Origin of the sequence: uncultured Psychroserpens sp., from assembly GCF_947494225.1 — a bacterium.
Lineage (GTDB): Bacteria > Bacteroidota > Bacteroidia > Flavobacteriales > Flavobacteriaceae > Psychroserpens.
Genome location: NZ_CANLUG010000001.1, coordinates 319,376 through 335,558, shown reverse-complemented (window position 1 = coordinate 335,558; position 16,183 = coordinate 319,376). Strand labels below are relative to the sequence as shown.

General features: G+C 34.4%; 19 protein-coding genes. 13 read left to right on the top strand and 6 right to left on the bottom strand.

Features of this window, described 5'->3' with window-relative positions; translation table 11 throughout:
- Positions 1-3: 3 nt before the first annotated feature.
- The 3 genes from Q0893_RS01410 to Q0893_RS01400 all read left to right on the top strand — a co-directional run bounded on the left by Q0893_RS01410 (position 4) and on the right by Q0893_RS01400 (position 3,264).
- Positions 4-1,293 carry an aminopeptidase P family protein gene (locus Q0893_RS01410; protein WP_299272000.1) on the top strand — a complete coding sequence of 430 codons (1,290 nt, stop codon included), beginning with the start codon at positions 4-6 and terminating at the stop codon, positions 1,291-1,293.
- A 310-nt stretch (positions 1,294-1,603) separates the two neighbouring features.
- The gene (locus tag Q0893_RS01405; protein ID WP_299271998.1) at positions 1,604-2,734 is read left to right on the top strand and encodes a hypothetical protein; all 1,131 of its coding nucleotides are present in this window, start codon (positions 1,604-1,606) and stop codon (positions 2,732-2,734) included.
- 47 nt (positions 2,735-2,781) lie between these two features.
- The gene (locus Q0893_RS01400; RefSeq protein WP_299271996.1) at positions 2,782-3,264 is read left to right on the top strand and encodes a hypothetical protein; all 483 of its coding nucleotides are present in this window, start codon (positions 2,782-2,784) and stop codon (positions 3,262-3,264) included.
- 25 nt (positions 3,265-3,289) lie between these two features.
- On the opposite strand, the gene brnQ is transcribed toward Q0893_RS01400, so the two are convergent.
- Both brnQ and Q0893_RS01390 read right to left on the bottom strand, forming a co-directional pair.
- Positions 3,290-4,585 (bottom strand): branched-chain amino acid transport system II carrier protein, encoded by a 1,296-nt coding sequence (gene brnQ / locus Q0893_RS01395; RefSeq protein WP_299271994.1) that lies wholly within the window; start codon positions 4,583-4,585, stop codon positions 3,290-3,292.
- Positions 4,586-6,136 (bottom strand): serine hydrolase, encoded by a 1,551-nt coding sequence (locus tag Q0893_RS01390; protein WP_299271992.1) that lies wholly within the window; start codon positions 6,134-6,136, stop codon positions 4,586-4,588.
- 21 nt (positions 6,137-6,157) lie between these two features.
- On the opposite strand from Q0893_RS01390, the gene Q0893_RS01385 reads away from it, so the two are divergent.
- The 3 genes from Q0893_RS01385 (at position 6,158) to Q0893_RS01375 (ending at position 7,671) form a co-directional block, all read left to right on the top strand.
- Complete coding sequence (locus Q0893_RS01385) at positions 6,158-6,991, top strand: alpha/beta hydrolase (RefSeq protein ID WP_299271990.1); 834 nt, start codon at positions 6,158-6,160, stop codon at positions 6,989-6,991.
- A 64-nt stretch (positions 6,992-7,055) separates the two neighbouring features.
- The gene (locus tag Q0893_RS01380; protein ID WP_298901328.1) at positions 7,056-7,325 is read left to right on the top strand and encodes a hypothetical protein; all 270 of its coding nucleotides are present in this window, start codon (positions 7,056-7,058) and stop codon (positions 7,323-7,325) included.
- Between the two features lie 76 nt (positions 7,326-7,401).
- On the top strand, positions 7,402-7,671 hold the full coding sequence (locus Q0893_RS01375) for a hypothetical protein (RefSeq protein WP_298901329.1): 270 nt from the start codon (positions 7,402-7,404) through the stop codon (positions 7,669-7,671).
- Here Q0893_RS01375 and thiL read toward each other — a convergent pair.
- Entirely contained in the window at positions 7,652-8,704 is a 1,053-nt protein-coding gene (gene thiL / locus Q0893_RS01370) for a thiamine-phosphate kinase (protein WP_298901330.1), read from the bottom strand. The genes Q0893_RS01375 and thiL overlap by 20 nt on opposite strands.
- Positions 8,705-8,866: 162 nt before the next feature.
- Between thiL and Q0893_RS01365 the strand changes: the two genes are divergently transcribed.
- From Q0893_RS01365 to sufD, 6 genes are all read left to right on the top strand, one after another.
- Positions 8,867-9,106, top strand: a complete 240-nt coding sequence (locus Q0893_RS01365; RefSeq protein WP_299271987.1) for a hypothetical protein — start codon at positions 8,867-8,869, stop codon at positions 9,104-9,106.
- A gap of 252 nt (positions 9,107-9,358) precedes the next feature.
- Positions 9,359-9,688 (top strand): iron-sulfur cluster assembly accessory protein, encoded by a 330-nt coding sequence (locus Q0893_RS01360; protein ID WP_298901332.1) that lies wholly within the window; start codon positions 9,359-9,361, stop codon positions 9,686-9,688.
- A gap of 9 nt (positions 9,689-9,697) precedes the next feature.
- Positions 9,698-11,149: a Fe-S cluster assembly protein SufB gene (gene sufB / locus Q0893_RS01355; RefSeq protein WP_298901333.1), complete on the top strand. Its 1,452-nt coding sequence runs from the start codon at positions 9,698-9,700 to the stop codon at positions 11,147-11,149.
- 21 nt (positions 11,150-11,170) lie between these two features.
- On the top strand, positions 11,171-11,605 hold the full coding sequence (locus Q0893_RS01350; RefSeq protein WP_298901334.1) for a hypothetical protein: 435 nt from the start codon (positions 11,171-11,173) through the stop codon (positions 11,603-11,605).
- Between the two features lie 2 nt (positions 11,606-11,607).
- Positions 11,608-12,360: a Fe-S cluster assembly ATPase SufC gene (gene sufC, locus Q0893_RS01345; RefSeq protein WP_298901336.1), complete on the top strand. Its 753-nt coding sequence runs from the start codon at positions 11,608-11,610 to the stop codon at positions 12,358-12,360.
- Positions 12,361-12,439: 79 nt separating this feature from the next.
- A complete protein-coding gene (sufD, locus tag Q0893_RS01340) occupies positions 12,440-13,753 on the top strand; it encodes a Fe-S cluster assembly protein SufD (protein ID WP_298901337.1) in 1,314 nt (437 codons plus the stop codon).
- Here the strand turns inward: sufD and Q0893_RS01335 are convergent.
- The 3 genes from Q0893_RS01335 to Q0893_RS01325 are packed head-to-tail and all read right to left on the bottom strand — an operon-like array spanning position 13,724 to position 14,701.
- Entirely contained in the window at positions 13,724-13,927 is a 204-nt protein-coding gene (locus Q0893_RS01335; protein WP_298901339.1) for a hypothetical protein, read from the bottom strand. The genes sufD and Q0893_RS01335 overlap by 30 nt on opposite strands.
- Before the next feature lie 10 nt (positions 13,928-13,937).
- Positions 13,938-14,366: a hypothetical protein gene (locus Q0893_RS01330; RefSeq protein WP_298901340.1), complete on the bottom strand. Its 429-nt coding sequence runs from the start codon at positions 14,364-14,366 to the stop codon at positions 13,938-13,940.
- Complete coding sequence (locus Q0893_RS01325) at positions 14,363-14,701, bottom strand: PadR family transcriptional regulator (protein ID WP_298901341.1); 339 nt, start codon at positions 14,699-14,701, stop codon at positions 14,363-14,365. The genes Q0893_RS01330 and Q0893_RS01325 overlap by 4 nt, the downstream gene beginning before the upstream one ends.
- 108 nt (positions 14,702-14,809) lie before the next feature.
- On the opposite strand from Q0893_RS01325, the gene Q0893_RS01320 reads away from it, so the two are divergent.
- Complete coding sequence (locus tag Q0893_RS01320; protein ID WP_298901342.1) at positions 14,810-16,024, top strand: aminotransferase class V-fold PLP-dependent enzyme; 1,215 nt, start codon at positions 14,810-14,812, stop codon at positions 16,022-16,024.
- The last annotated feature ends 159 nt before the right edge of the window (positions 16,025-16,183 follow it).

The following is a 16,183-nucleotide window of genomic DNA, read 5'->3' as shown; positions in this document are numbered from 1 at the left end:
CTCATGAAATATCACAAAATTGATCGTAACCTTTTTATTAAAAACCGAAAAAACTTCATGTCAAAAATGAAGCCAAATAGCTTAGCGGTTTTTAACTCTAATGATATTTATCCGATAAGTGCAGATAGTACAATGCCATTTGAACAGCATCGTGATATATTTTATTTAAGCGGAGTGGATCAAGAGGAAAGTATTTTGGTTTTGTTTCCAGATTGCCCAAAAGAACAACATAGAGAAGTTTTATTTTTAAAAGAAACTAACGAGCATATAGCAGTTTGGGAAGGTGAAAAATTAACCAAAGAGTCAGCCTTAGAAACAAGCGGGATTAAAACGGTGTATTGGCTTCAAGATATGGAGAAAATCATGTTTGAACTTATGACACAGTGCGATACTGTTTATATTAATACTAATGAACATTATAGAGCTTCAGTTGAAACAGAAACAAGAGAAGATCGCTATACAAAATGGTTACGAGAAAAATATCCTGCACATAGCGTAGCAAAGAGCAACCCAATATTACAACGACTACGTTCTGTTAAAGACACTATAGAATTAGACTTATTACAACAGGCCTGTAATATCACCGAAAAAGGATTTCGTCGCGTTTTAAATTTTGTTAAGCCTGACGTTTGGGAGTTTGAAATTGAAGCTGAATTCATGCATGAATTTCTAAGTAATCGTTCTAAGAAATTTGCATATACACCGATAATTGCTTCAGGAAATAATGCCAATGTCTTACACTATATTGAAAACAATCAGCAATGTAAAGCAGGCGATTTAATCCTAATGGATGTTGGAGCCGAATACGCTAATTATGCTAGTGATATGTCTCGTACAATACCAGTTTCAGGTCGTTTTACAGATAGACAGAAAGCCGTATATAATGCAGTAAATCGCGTGAAAAATGATGCCACGAAGTTGTTGGTCCCAGGAACAATATGGGCAGATTACCATGTTGAGGTTGGGAAGTTAATGACTTCAGAACTATTAGGATTAGGTTTATTGGATAAGGCCGATGTTCAAAATGAAAATAAAGATTGGCCTGCCTATAAAAAGTATTTTATGCATGGTACGTCTCATCATATGGGATTAGATACACATGATTATGGAATTTTAACAGAACCAATGCAAGCCAATATGGTATTTACTGTAGAACCTGGAATTTACCTTCCCGACGAAGGGTTTGGTATTCGTTTAGAAGACGATGTTGTGATTCAAGATTCTGAAGAGCCATTTAATCTTATGAGGAATATTCCAATTGAAGCCGATGAGATAGAGGAACTTATGAATTAAAATATGGAGATATATTGATGCTGGTTTTATGTTTGCGATTATTTAGCAATGTATGAATCTTAAGCGTAGAAACACAACTCAAAATGATTAGGCCATAATAATAGTTTAGATATCAGTTGTAACATTTTCTTCACCTTAGCGTCTTAAATATATAACATCTTGTAACAGTCGTTTTTCAGCATGAGGAAGAAATAGGAAAAATGACATCGTTAAAATTTGTGTAGTAAAATGCACATACCTCTTTTTTAGGAAGAGGTATGTGCATTTTTTTTGTTTAAAAAGCTATTGTATAATTTAAAATAAAAGAAAAATGAAGAATGTATTAATTACCACGTTTTTAGTAGTAACATCTTTGTCCTGTAGCGGGCAATTGAATGTAAAGGAACTATCAAAAACCTATAATGTAACAACAAAAAAGGAATGTGATAATAACAACGGTTATTGGTATAACAATAAATGTTGGGCAAACTTTGAAGATGAAGGCATATCAAAAAAAGACATAGATCGCGTTGCAAAAGAGCAATTTAAGCTGATAAAAAACACAAAGATAAAAATCAATGGGAAGAACTATCCTATAATCTTTTTTATGCCAGAGGAAGACGGAAATGAACTCTTTTTAATTACAGTATTTAAAGAAGGAGATAACGAAAAAACGCTATTACAGATTGCAGAAAATGTGTCTATATTTAATGATAAAAACTTCGAAACGCATGGTTTAATATTTAATGGAAACCTTGTTAAACTATCTGAAGAGGAGAGTCCAATTTTAGAAGATTTGTACAATAATCCAAAAGCCATTGGAAACATTAATGTAATCGTAAATGACATAGAAGAATTAGATGTATCATTTAAGGGGAATCTTAACGATGTAACTTCAGATTCGACATATGATATTTCCTTTACCACAAACGAAGCCATTATGGGAGCAGGTGATAGCACCATAGAGATTAAGGATAATGAAGCACATATAAATGGAACTTTAGGGACGCTTACTTTTATACAGCTAAAAGACGTCATCAAGAATCACCCTAATATCAAAACTTTAGTTTTAGGAAACATCTCGGGTTCAGTAAATGATGAGGTTAATATGCATACTGGACGTTTGGTTAGAGAACATGGCTTCACTACAAAAGTATTGAGCAATAGTGTTATTGCTTCTGGTGGTGTCGACTTATTTTGTGCAGGTAAAGAACGTATTGTTAATAAAGGTGCAAAAATTGGTGTACATTCTTGGGGAGCTGGAGCATATACAGCAACAGATATTCCAAAAGATCATCCTGCCCATCAATATCAAATAGAGTTTTTCACAATGTGTATGGGTAAGGAAGATGGTCCAGAATATTATTTCTATACCTTAGATTCTGCTAGTTTTGATGACATACATTGGATGAGTGATAATGAGATTAAAAAGAGGAAAGTAGCCACAAAATTTATAAATTAAGAAACAAGTTTAACTATAAAAACAAATCCTTAAAAAAGGTAAAACACATGAAAAAGATAATTGTATTAAGCGTATTTGTATTAGCCTCAATCTTTGGTTTAGATGCTCAAGAGCAGGATACAGCAACAAAAACCACCCCAAAATGGGAAGTAAAGGTAATAACAAGTGTAGAGTCTATAGTACCAAATGGCCTTGGTAGATCAAGATTGATTTCTGCAAATGAAAACAGAGATTATAAAAAATTCACATCAACGCAAACGGAAGATGATAATGGGAGGAATAAATCGAAACGGAAAGACATTCGAGTTAAAGATTTTGAAGAAACCAAATTGTTAAATTTTTATAACCTTGGTGGTATTCGTTTTCAAAATATTGCTGCCAATGACGCCGTGATTTCATCAAAACTAACCTCTATGATTGCAGAAGGTTGGGATCTGGTTTTTGTCACGAGCGCAGTAGAAAGTGACGCGGGAGGAGAAGATGGCCAAGGCATCTTTATAACACGTTATATTTTTAAAAGGAAACTTTAAGCATTTTTAAAAGCCGTATAATGATTTATACGGCTTTATTGTTTTTAGACAACAAGCCTACACCTAAGCAAGTCACAATAGCAGGTAAAACCCAGCCCAATTGGTGTTTTGCAAACGGAATATATGGAGTGACATTTGATAAACCATCTGACGGACTTACTTGTCCTAATACGTCTGGAATACTAAATATAAAAGTGATTATAACAACGGCTCTAAATACTAGTGGTGTTGCAAAGCGTTTAGGCAGTATATTCAGAATAATCAAGACAATAGTTATGGGATAAATAAACAGTAATACAGGATAAGCGATAACGATTATAGAATGAAAATCTAACTGACCAACAATAACACCAAACACACAACTAATAATTGCTGTCATAATATATACCAATTGCGAGTTACCCAGCAAGCCTTTAAAATAATCTGCAGTTCCTGCAACAATACCAACAGCAGTTGTAAAACAAGCCAATGCTAGTAAAATACTTAATACAGTGTTTCCAAAACTTCCTAACGCGTCAATACTAATTCCTCTTAACAAATTGGCACGTTGCATATCACTGCTCAATTCAGAATTAATAATAATCTCAGAGCCATAATAGGCACCAACCGAAATTAAACCTGCATAAATAACAAACAAACCTAATCCTGCAATCCAACCAGATTTTGCAATAAGAGATCTTTTCTCTTCAAAGTTTCCTTTATTTCTAAAGTTAACAGAGATAATAACAACAGCGCCTACAACAACAGCACCAATGGCGTCAAAAGTTTGGTATCCTTCAAGAATACCACTTACTATTGGAGTTTCAAACTGGGCGGCGCTTGTGGCCATTTCAGAAGAAAACAAACCTATGCCAATAACCATTAACAACATAATAACGATTAATGGAGTTAAAAACTTTCCTATAAAACTCAATATTTTAGAACGGTTAAGTACAAACACTAAAACTAAGGCGAAATAAATGGCGCTGGTAAGTAAAGGACTAGTGCCAAATGTTGGATGAATAGCTATTTCGTGCGTTGCTGCCGCTGTTCTGGGAGAAGGTATAGCAATAGAAATGATATAAACTAGAACACAATAAATAAGACTAAATTGAGGAGAAACCTTTTTCCCAAAGTCATATAAAGTGCCTTGCAATTTTGCATGCGCCAATATCCCAATAATTGGAATGACAACAGCAGTGATCATAAAACCGACTGCTACCCAAAGCCATTTTTCGCCCGCATTATATCCTAATAAAGGCGGCAGTAACAAATTACCGGCTCCAAAAAACAAGGAGAATAATCCAAAGCCTGTAATAAAAAGTTCTTTTCGAGAATTCAATTAGTTAGTCTTTTTAAGGTTAAGGTCGTGAAAATCAAAACTAAAATCTGTAATTGGTGCAATATAAGACATCGTCGCTCCTGTGGCATTGCTAGATTCATCAAAAGAAAAATGCACATAAACATCAGCGTCATAACTCCTATTGTCCCATTTGGCTACATATGTGGTCGCATTATAAGGCAATAATTCTCCAGACAAATAAGGAGAACGTTCACAAGTGATTGTATGGCGTTTTCCGTCGTGAGCTATGAGTACATTTCCAAACCAATCATCGGTATAGGTTCCTGTTATTTGCGATGGTTGAGGTAAGTTTTGATTTTGTTTCGCAAGCGCTACTTTATTATATACTGCAGTTTTAATACTGTCATTGTATTTAATATAGTCTGAGTTTCTCGTACCATAACGTTGAAGCCAGTTTCTATTGTCATAACCTAAATAGCTATCTTTTATCGTATTTGTAATGGTATTAAATGCAGAGCCAACCATCTGATTGGTTAAGACAACAATAGCCAAATCTAAATCAGGAATCATTGTAAATTGAGTTACTGTACCAATTAGGCCTCCAGTATGATAAACTTGTTTGTGACCTCCTTTAACATCGGTTAAAAACCAACCTAATCCGTAACCTCTAAAATTAGAATCGTAAGCATCACCTTTCCTAACTCGTAAAGGCGTTTGTAATTGCCAAAGTTCATGCATTTGTCGTTCACTAATAAGGCGCTTGCCATTTGCAGTAACACCATCGTTCATTAAAAATTTTGCCCAGATTAACATATCTGGCACATTACTCATAATACCTCCGGCTGGATTAGCGGTAGCGCTCCAATCATGTGGGATTTGAACAACTTTTCCGTCAGCTCTGGTATGAGCATCTATAATATTTGATTTGTCAGTAACACGATTATAGGATGCTTTGCTGTGTGTCATCCCAACAGGTTTCATAATTTTGGTTTCAATAAATTCTTCCCAAGACAACCCACTTACTCGTTTTAGAACTTCGCCTGCAATGATGTACATGTTATTATTATACTGAAACGTGCTTCTAAAAGAGCTTTCAGGCTTTAAATACTTTACATTAGCAATCACGTCATTAACGTCAAAATCATTGCCTTCTGGAAAAAACATCAAATCACCAGCACCAAGCCCTAAACCACTTCTATGTGTTACTAAATCCCTTACTGTAAAGGCTTCTGTAACCCAAGGATCGTGCAGTTGAAACTCTGGAATATGTTGGCGAACTTTGTCATCCCAATTAAGTTTTCCTTCATCAACTAACATGGCCAAGGCAAAGCAAGTAAACCCTTTACTGTTTGATGCCACACCAACTAAAGTATTAGAATTCATGTCTTTTTCGCTGGTTAGTGATCTTATACCATGACCTTTAGAATAAGTAATCACACCGTCTTTTAAAATGCCTACAGAAATTCCTGGAACGTCAAATGTTGTTAATGTTTCTTTTATAAGAGCGTCAAGTTTTTCCTCTTCAATTTGTGCATAGGACGAAAAACAAAAAACACAACTAACTAATAGTGCAAGGCTTTTAAGGCGCATGAGATTAATTTTTATTTGATTATGCTCAAATATAGTAAATACTTACATGCAAAATATATTCAAATAGTATCTTTGCAATCTATGGTTTTAAGGTATAAAAATGTTCCGGTATTTTATGAAGATGAAGGTCATGGACCTCCTGTCATTTTGCTTCATGGTTTTCTTGAAAACTCAACAATGTGGCATGCAGTCAAAGCCGAACTTTTACAAAATCATAGGGTCGTGAGTGTCGATTTGTTGGGTCATGGCCAAACGGGATGTCTTGGGTATATACATACCATGCAAGATATGGCAGATGCTGTATTGGCAGTTGTAAATGATTTGAAATTAAGCAACTATAGTTTAATTGGTCACTCAATGGGTGGTTATGTGGCGTTGGTAATTGCTCAACGTTTTCCAGAACGTGTACTTGGTTTGTGTTTAATGAACTCCACCTATCATGCCGATGACGCCCAACGAAAACAAATTAGAAAAAGAGCCAACATTATGGTGCAATCTAACTATGAGGCTGTAGTACGAATGTCATTTGTTAATTTATTTTCGCCTGAAAGCAGAAGTACATTTAAGATCGAACTCGAGGAGGCCCTAAATGAGGCACTGCAAATTCCATTACAAGGATATATCGCTGCGCAGGAGGGAATGATGGTTAGAAGCGACATGTATAGTTTTTTTAAGGCTTTGGATGCTAAAAAATTAATAATTATTGGTGCAAAAGATCCAGTTATACATCGCCAACGTATATTGAAAGAGACCATAGGTTCAGATATCGTTTGTAGAGAATTGTCAAATGGACATATGAGTCATATTGAAAATAAATCAGAATTAACCTACATTTTAAAGCATTTTATCGAATAAAAATACTTTTTGACGCATTTAATAACTTTTTTTTCTAAGTTTACTGTCCCCAAATCTAACAGCCATGAAAAAAACTACATCTACCAAGACTTCAAGTCCGTTAAGAATCTACTGTGATATATTTGGTCATAATTATGAGATGACGAAAAAGGTCACCTCTCATGTTAAAGAATATACTTGCAAATGCTGTAAGCGCCAATTAACGACTAACGGTAATGGCAAACTCACAGAGCTCACACCGAAGTATAAAGAAATAAATGCCATTTTAGAGCAAATTTACACCCGCCGAATGATGCGTTTAAAGAAGAAAACACTCAGTTCATCGATATATTAGCGTAAAATCTCACGTTATTGCGTGGTTTTCATATATTTAGTCATCCTCTAAATTAATAACTAAATATCGCAATACGGTGAAAAGTCTCTACTGCTCTCTCTTTGGACACCAATACGAAGTTTCCAAAAACATCACATATCACGTGAAAGAATATAAATGTTGTCATTGCAATACTCAAGTAACGACAAATGGAAAAGGTGGATTAACATTATTAACACCTAAGTACAAAGAAATCAATTCAGTTTTAGAACGTATCCATAATAGAAGAATTTCTCGGATAAAGCAAAAAACAGAAGTAAAGGCTGAAGAAAATACATTCTTAGACTTTACGCCTCATTTTTCATAGCATTCCAACCTTTTGCAATAATAGGAACAGCTTGTTCACCTCGTGTGATTAAGAGCATACCCCTTGCTTTTTCAGTAATATAGCCAATTACAGTTAAATTTGGATTGCCCTTTATCTTTGGGAAGTCTTCCTGCGAAACTGTCATTAACAACTCGTAATCTTCACCACCATTTAAAGCAATTGTTGTACTGTCTATGTTAAATTCTTCACATGTAGAAATAACTTGAGGGTCTAACGGAATTTTGTTTTCATAAATTTCTACACCAACATCACTTTGCTTACAGATATGCATGATTTCTGAAGATAACCCATCGCTAATGTCAATCATAGACGTAGGTTTAACTTCTAATTGTTTAAGTAATTCAACAATGTCTTTTCGAGCTTCTGGTTTTAGTTGGCGTTCAATAATATAAGTGTAAGGATCGAGATCAGGTTGATTTTGCGGATTTACTTTGAATACTTCTTTTTCCCGCTCCAGAACCTGGAGTCCCATATAAGCTGCACCAATGTCGCCAGTAACAACCAGTAAGTCGTTTGGTTTAGCGCCAGCTCTAAGTACTACATCATCCTTATGTACTTCTCCAATGGCTGTGACCGAAATAATGAGCCCTGTAGTTGATGACGTCGTATCACCACCAATAACATCAACATTGTAAAGTTTCGCAGCAGTTTCAATACCTTCGTATAATGCTTCTAGAGCTTCTAATGGAAATCGATTAGATACAGCGATAGAAATAGTAACCTGAGTTGCCATGGCGTTCATTGCATAAACATCACTCAAGTTTACAATTACTGCCTTATAGCCCAAATGCTTTAAAGGCACATAACTCAAGTCGAAATGAACATTTTCAACCAGTAAATCTGTGGTAACAACAATTTGGCTGGATGTATGATCTAAAACAGCCGCATCGTCTCCAATACCTTTTACAGTAGAACGCTGTGTTACATCAAAATTTTTAGTCAAATGTTCAATAAGACCAAATTCTCCAAGTTGCTCTAAAGAGGTGCGTTGTGGGTTTTTATCTTCTATCATGCTGCAAAAATAAGTAGCTTTTTTTGAAGAACACGACCAATAGATACATTTTTATCATCTTTAAAAAACAAAAACAATGCATTTCATCGAAAAAATTAGTGTTTCATCGGTTAAATAAATTAAAACCTTTAAGTTAGTCTCCCCAAATCTTATTAACCTACTATGCAAACCACTACGACTAACGATTTATCGTGTTCGGTATTTGGACACAATTTAGAGCGCTCAACTGAACCATCGGCTTATCGCAATGAACTTACTTGTAAAACATGCCATTCTAAAGTTGCTGTTAATGATCAAGGTGAGTTTAGAACACTTCCGTATGAAAATCGTGATATCAATACTGCTCTAAGGCAGTTATTTCTTTTAAAAAACCAATATTTTCGCCGTAAAATTTCGGCATAGTAAAAAATTCACTTTCCTAGTTTATATCGCGCCATAAACGCTAGATCTTTCTATTGCATCTACCTATGTAGTCATTTGCTAATATAATGTTAGGTTCTATGGAAAAAATGGACTTATATCGTATATTTGCAATCTATTTAGATAAAACATTCAGATCAAGATTTTTTGTTCGGAATATGAAGTATTTAGATAGATGTTCAATCTGACATTTAAAAACAAAAATTAAAAACAGATTAAATCTATAATTAAGACATGATTAAAGTATCAGAAACAGCAAAAAATAAAGTCATCGAATTAATGACTGATGATGGCTTCAATGCTACTACCGATTTTATACGCGTTGGTGTAAAAAGTGGCGGTTGCTCTGGTTTGTCATACGACTTGAAATTTGATAAGGAACAGAAGGAAGATGATAAAGTGTTTGAAGACAATGGTGTTAAAATTATTGTCGACAAAAAGAGTTTTTTATATTTAATAGGAACAACCTTAGAATATTCGGGAGGTTTAAATGGAGCTGGGTTTGTATTTAATAATCCTAACGCCAATAGAACTTGTGGTTGTGGTGAGTCATTCTCACTTTAAAAAAGAGGTATGAGCAATAAATATACAGAAGATGATCTTCGTGAAGAGCTGAAGACGAAGGAATACGAGTACGGATTTTATACAGACATAGAATCGGAAACCTTTCCAGTAGGTTTAAATGAAGATATTGTAAGAGCTATTTCAAAAAAGAAGGAAGAGCCAGAATGGATGACTGAATGGCGACTTGAGGCCTTTAAGGTTTGGAAAGAAATGACAGAACCTGAATGGGCTAATGTGCATTATGAAAAACCAAATTTCCAAGGCATCTCTTACTATTCTGCTCCAAACAGCAAGCCAAAATATGATAGCTTAGATGAAGTAGATCCAGAGCTTTTAGCAACATTTGAGAAATTAGGAATTTCTTTAGATGAGCAAAAAAAATTAGCTGGTGTGGCTATGGATGTTGTTGTCGATTCTGTATCTGTCGCAACAACTTTTAAAAAGACTTTAGCTGAAAAGGGGATTATCTTTATGAGCATCTCTGAAGCAATTAAAGAACATCCAGAATTAGTTAGAAAACACATAGGAACTGTTGTTCCTCAAAAAGATAATTTCTATGCGGCATTAAACAGTGCTGTATTTAGCGATGGTAGTTTTTGCTATATACCAAAAGGGGTTCGTTGCCCGATGGAATTATCAACATACTTTAGAATTAATCAAGCAGGAACAGGTCAATTTGAACGTACTTTAGTGATTGCAGATGAAGGTAGTTATGTAAGTTATCTTGAAGGTTGTACAGCACCTAGTAGAGATGAAAACCAATTACACGCGGCCGTTGTAGAATTGATTGCTCTAGATGATGCAGAAATTAAATACTCTACAGTTCAAAATTGGTATCCAGGAAATGCAGAAGGGAAAGGTGGTGTTTATAACTTCGTTACCAAAAGAGGTTTATGTGAAACCAGCGCTAAAATATCTTGGACACAAGTAGAAACAGGTAGTGCTGTAACATGGAAATACCCATCTTGTATATTAAAAGGCGATAATTCTGTTGGAGAATTTTACTCGATTGCCGTGACCAATAATTATCAGCAGGCCGATACTGGAACAAAAATGATTCACTTAGGTAAAAACACTAAGTCAACCATTATTTCGAAAGGAATTTCGGCAGGAAAATCTCAAAATTCTTATAGAGGTTTAGTACAAATAAGCTCAAGGGCAGATAACGCACGTAACTTCTCTCAATGCGACAGCTTATTAATGGGTAATGAGTGTGGTGCTCACACTTTTCCTTATATAGAAGCTAAAAATAAATCGGCTCAAATAGAGCACGAAGCAACAACTAGTAAAATTGGTGAAGATCAAATTTTCTATTGCAACCAACGTGGTATTGATACCGAAAAAGCAATTGCACTTATTGTCAACGGATTTAGTAAAGAAGTCCTAAATAAACTGCCAATGGAATTTGCAGTAGAAGCTCAAAAATTATTAGAAATTAGTTTAGAAGGGTCAGTCGGATAATAAAAAATCAAGATTTAAATCATGAAAAGAGTAGTCTTACTATTAACAATACTTTTAGCTCTAACAGGCTGTAAAGATGAAAAGAAAATGGAGGTTGATGCGATTTCAGAAGAACAACCTATTGTTGCCGAACCAGGTAAAACATTAAAGCAAAGTGATGGGTTAATTGCCATTCAAGGTGATTTTCTTTATGTGGAATCAGATAATGCAGCTGTTTTTAAAACACCTACACAAATGTATGGTGTCGTAGTTGATGATAAAATGAATGAATTAAAGACTTTGGTTGCATCACATAAAGCAGATCAATATACTATGGTTCCTGTAACTTTAAGAGTTCGTTTGATTGAGAATGATGTTAAAAACGAATGGAAACAGAAAATTGAAATTAAAGAAATTTTGAAGGTGTCAAAACCAAGTCCAGAAGATAATGATGTTATAAAATTAGGAAGTAAGTAATTATGTTAAAGATAAATGATTTACACGCAAGTGTTGAAAATAAAGCCATTCTAAGAGGTATTAATTTAGAAGTCAAAGCAGGTGAAGTTCATGCTATTATGGGACCAAACGGTTCTGGAAAAAGCACACTAGCTTCTGTTATAGCTGGTAAAGAAGAGTATGAAGTTGAGAAAGGTGAAATTCTGTTGGAAGGTGAAGATATCGAAGAATTAGCCGCAGAAGAGCGTGCTCATAAAGGTGTCTTTTTATCTTTTCAATATCCAGTTGAAATACCAGGAGTTAGCGTGACTAACTTTATGAAAACGGCGATTAACGAAACAAGAAAAGCTAAAGGCTTGGACGATATGCCAGCAAATGAAATGCTGAAAATGATTCGTGAAAAATCAGAACTTTTAGAAATAGATAGGAAGTTTTTATCGCGTTCTTTAAATGAAGGATTTTCAGGTGGTGAGAAAAAAAGAAATGAAATTTTCCAAATGGCAATGCTAGAACCAAAATTGGCCATTTTAGATGAGACAGATTCTGGTTTAGATATTGATGCTTTACGTATTGTTGCCAACGGTGTCAATAAGTTAAAAAGTAAAGATAATGCCGTTATTGTAATCACACATTACCAGCGTTTACTGGATCATATTGTTCCAGATTTTGTACATGTATTATATAATGGACGTATTGTAAAATCGGGAACCAAAGAATTGGCTCATGAGTTGGAGGAAAAAGGTTACGATTGGATTAAAGAAGAAGTGAACGCTTAAACAGGTTTAAGATAGGTTGATTATTGCTAAAAAAAAAGCAAATATGAACTACTTATAACTAAAGATTGAAGATTGAGAAATGGATTTAAAAGATAAATTAGTATCATCATTTATAGCATTTGAAAACATGGTGGACGTGGAATCAGCCGTTCATGATGTTCGTAGCGAAGCTATTAAAACATTTGAAGATGAAGGTTTTCCTTCAAAACGTGATGAAGATTGGAAATACACGTCCTTAAACAGTGTGCTAAAACACGATTATAGCGTGTTTCCAAAGCAAGAAAATGCCATAGAATATAGTGATGTTAAAAAATACTTTATCCATGATATAGATACGTATAAGATTGTGTTTATAGATGGGAAGTATTCATCACATTTGTCACAAACTACTCATGATAGTATGGATGTTTGTTTGATGTCTTCGGCTTTAGCAAAACCTAAATATCGATTGATTATTGAGAACTATTTTAATAAAGCAGCCGATAAAAATAGCTTATCTTCTTTAAACACAGCTTTTTCTCAAGAAGGAGCTTATATCCATATACCTAAAAATAAAGTGGTTGAAAAGCCAATTCAGATTATACATTTTTCTACCGGAAATGAATCTGCACTTATGTTGCAGCCTCGTAATTTAATTGTGGTAGACGAAAACTCACATGTTCAAATTATAGAACGTCATCAAAGTCTTACTCAAAACCCAGTGTTAACCAATAGCGTTACCGAAGTATTTACAAATAAGAGAGCTATTGTAGATTACTATAAAATTCAGAATGATAGGCAAAGTGCGTCTCTAATTGATAATACGTTTATTAAGCAAAAACGAGAAAGCCATGCATCTGTTCATACCTTTTCGTTTGGAGGTCAGTTAACACGAAATAACCTTAACTTTTATCAAAACGGAGAGCGTATAGATTCCACTTTAAAAGGGGTAACTATAATTGGTGATAAGCAGCATGTAGACCATAATACATTAGTGCATCATATTGAGCCTAACTGTGAAAGTCACCAAGACTATAAAGGCATTTTTGGCGATAAATCTACAGGTGTTTTTAACGGAAAAGTAATCGTTGATAAAATTGCTCAAAAAACGAATGCCTTTCAAGCCAACAATAATATATTGTTGAGTGACAAGGCGAGCATTAATACAAAACCTCAGTTGGAAATTTTTGCCGACGATGTGAAATGCTCTCATGGTTGTACCATTGGACAATTAGATGATAGCGCTATGTTTTATATGCGATCGCGCGGAATTCCCGAAAAAGAAGCTAAAGCCTTATTAATGTTTGCATTTAGTAATAACGTGTTAGATTCTGTAAAAATACCTGAGATTAAACGACGCATTACAAAATTAATCGCAAATAAATTAGGCGTTAGTATTGGCTTTGACCTTTAATTTAGCCTGTCTATATTTTTGATAAAAATAGGCTGGAATTAAACCAAAATTCAGGAGTAGAAGTCCAATAAAAACAATGATACCTCGATAAGGCCAAGATAAGAATTCGAACATAATTCCTATGCCTAGTACAAAAAAGGTTAGGAAGCCTAATACATAAAATGATTTCGTCATAACGTGTGATTTAAGAAAATTTGTGAATAGATTTTTTAAAGCGAACATAAAAATGAATAGGAATCATGATGAAGGCGAAAATAAGCACAGCCGAAATCATCATAACATTGGCATATGGCCAATGCATCATTTTAAATAGCAAACTTACCACTAAAAGAAGGCTTGCAATGCTTCCAACAGAAAACTTCAATCGGTTGAAGACCATGATGTTTTTTTCATATTTCTGATAGTTTGTTTCTAATTGTAAGCGTTGAAAATTGGCGTAACCACCAAATTTCTGCAACGCTTCTTGGTATAGAGATTCAAAATCACCACTAGTTTTACTTTCTATATATGAACACATATGATCAAGTAAATCTTCACGTAGCCCTTGCGATTTAACACCATACAATTTTAAACTGTTTTCTATAAATTCGATTTGTTGGTCAGATAATATCATGTGTTTTGAGTTTCAGAATTAAAAATAATACCTAGCGTGTCTATAAAATCATGTATCTCTCGTGTGACCTCAGAAACCATTTCTTTGCCTTCCTTAGTTACCTTATAGTATTTTCTAACGCGTTTGCCAATAAATACTTTTTCGGTCGTTAGTACACCTTTGGCCTCAAGTTTATGAAGTATGGGATATAAAGCGCCTTCCGAAATATCTATTTTTCCGGAAGTTATTTTTTTTGCTTGTTGTGTGATTTCGTAACCGTACATTTTTCCGTTGCTACTAATTAGTTTCAGAATAATAGGTTGTAATGTTCCTTTTGTGAGTTCTTTACTATACATATGACAAATATACATTTTATTTAAATGTATTTGAATAAAATATTAAAAATTTTATAAGTTTCTTTTTCTGAATATCATTTTAATCAAACATCTCGTAAATTTGCACTTATGATAAACGTCAATAAAATCAGAGAAGATTTTCCAATTTTGAATCGAATGATAAATGGAAAACCACTAATATATTTTGATAATGCAGCGACCTCTCAAACACCAAGACAAGTGATTGACGTAATTGTTGATTATTACACGAATTATAACGCTAATATTCATAGAGGTGTACATACACTGAGTCAAGAAGCAACAGACCTGTATGAGCAAGCTCGAGCAAAAATCCAGAAGCATTTTAATGCAAAACATAGCCATGAGATTATATTAACTTCTGGTACAACTCATGGCATTAACTTGGTTGCAAACGGATTCTCTAGCTTACTCAATTCAAATGATGAGGTCTTAGTCTCAGCCCTAGAACATCATAGTAATATTGTCCCATGGCAAATGCTGTGCGAACGTACAGGAGCAACTTTAAAAGTTATTCCTATGAATGAGAAGGGTGAACTTATTATGAGCGATTATAATGACTTACTCTCTAAAAACACAAAATTGGTCTTTGTCAATCATATTTCAAATGCTTTAGGAACCATAAACCCAATTGCTGAAATCATTTCGAAAGCTCATGCAGTTGGTGCAGCAGTTTTAGTAGATGGAGCTCAATCTTGCCCGCATGTACAACCAGATGTTCAGGCTTTAGATGTTGACTTTTATGTGGCTTCGGCTCACAAAATGTGTGGTCCTACTGGCGTTGGATTGCTCTACGGAAAAGAGGAGTGGCTAAACAAATTACCACCTTATCAAGGCGGAGGAGAGATGATAGACGAGGTTACTTTTGAGCAAACAACCTATGCTGGATTACCACATAAATTTGAAGCTGGAACACCAAACATTTGTGGGGGTATTGCTTTTGGCGCAGCTGTAGATTATATGAATGCCATTGGATTTGACGCTATTGCGACCTACGAGCATGAACTTTTAGAATATGCAACAAACGCATTATCAGAAATAGAGGGCTTAAGAATTTATGGGACAGCTAAAGAGAAAACATCGGTTATTTCTTTTAATATTGAAGGGATTCATCCATACGACATTGGAACTATACTCGATAAAATGGGTATAGCGGTTAGAACAGGACATCATTGTGCACAACCCATTATGGATTTTTTCAAAATCCCTGGAACTGTAAGAGCATCATTTGCATTTTATAATACAAAAGCAGAAATCGATGCGTTGGTTAATGGTGTTAATAAAGCAAAAATGATGTTAAGCTAATTCGTAACAATCACTTTATCTTTACCTTAAATCTTTTCAAGAAAGAATTACCTGACTTTAAATTACGGGTTTTCCGTAATTTTTTCAATTAAAAACAGTTTTTGTTAATATCTTAATATTTTCTTAAAGAATTATTCAATTTTATGTGTTAAAAATTAT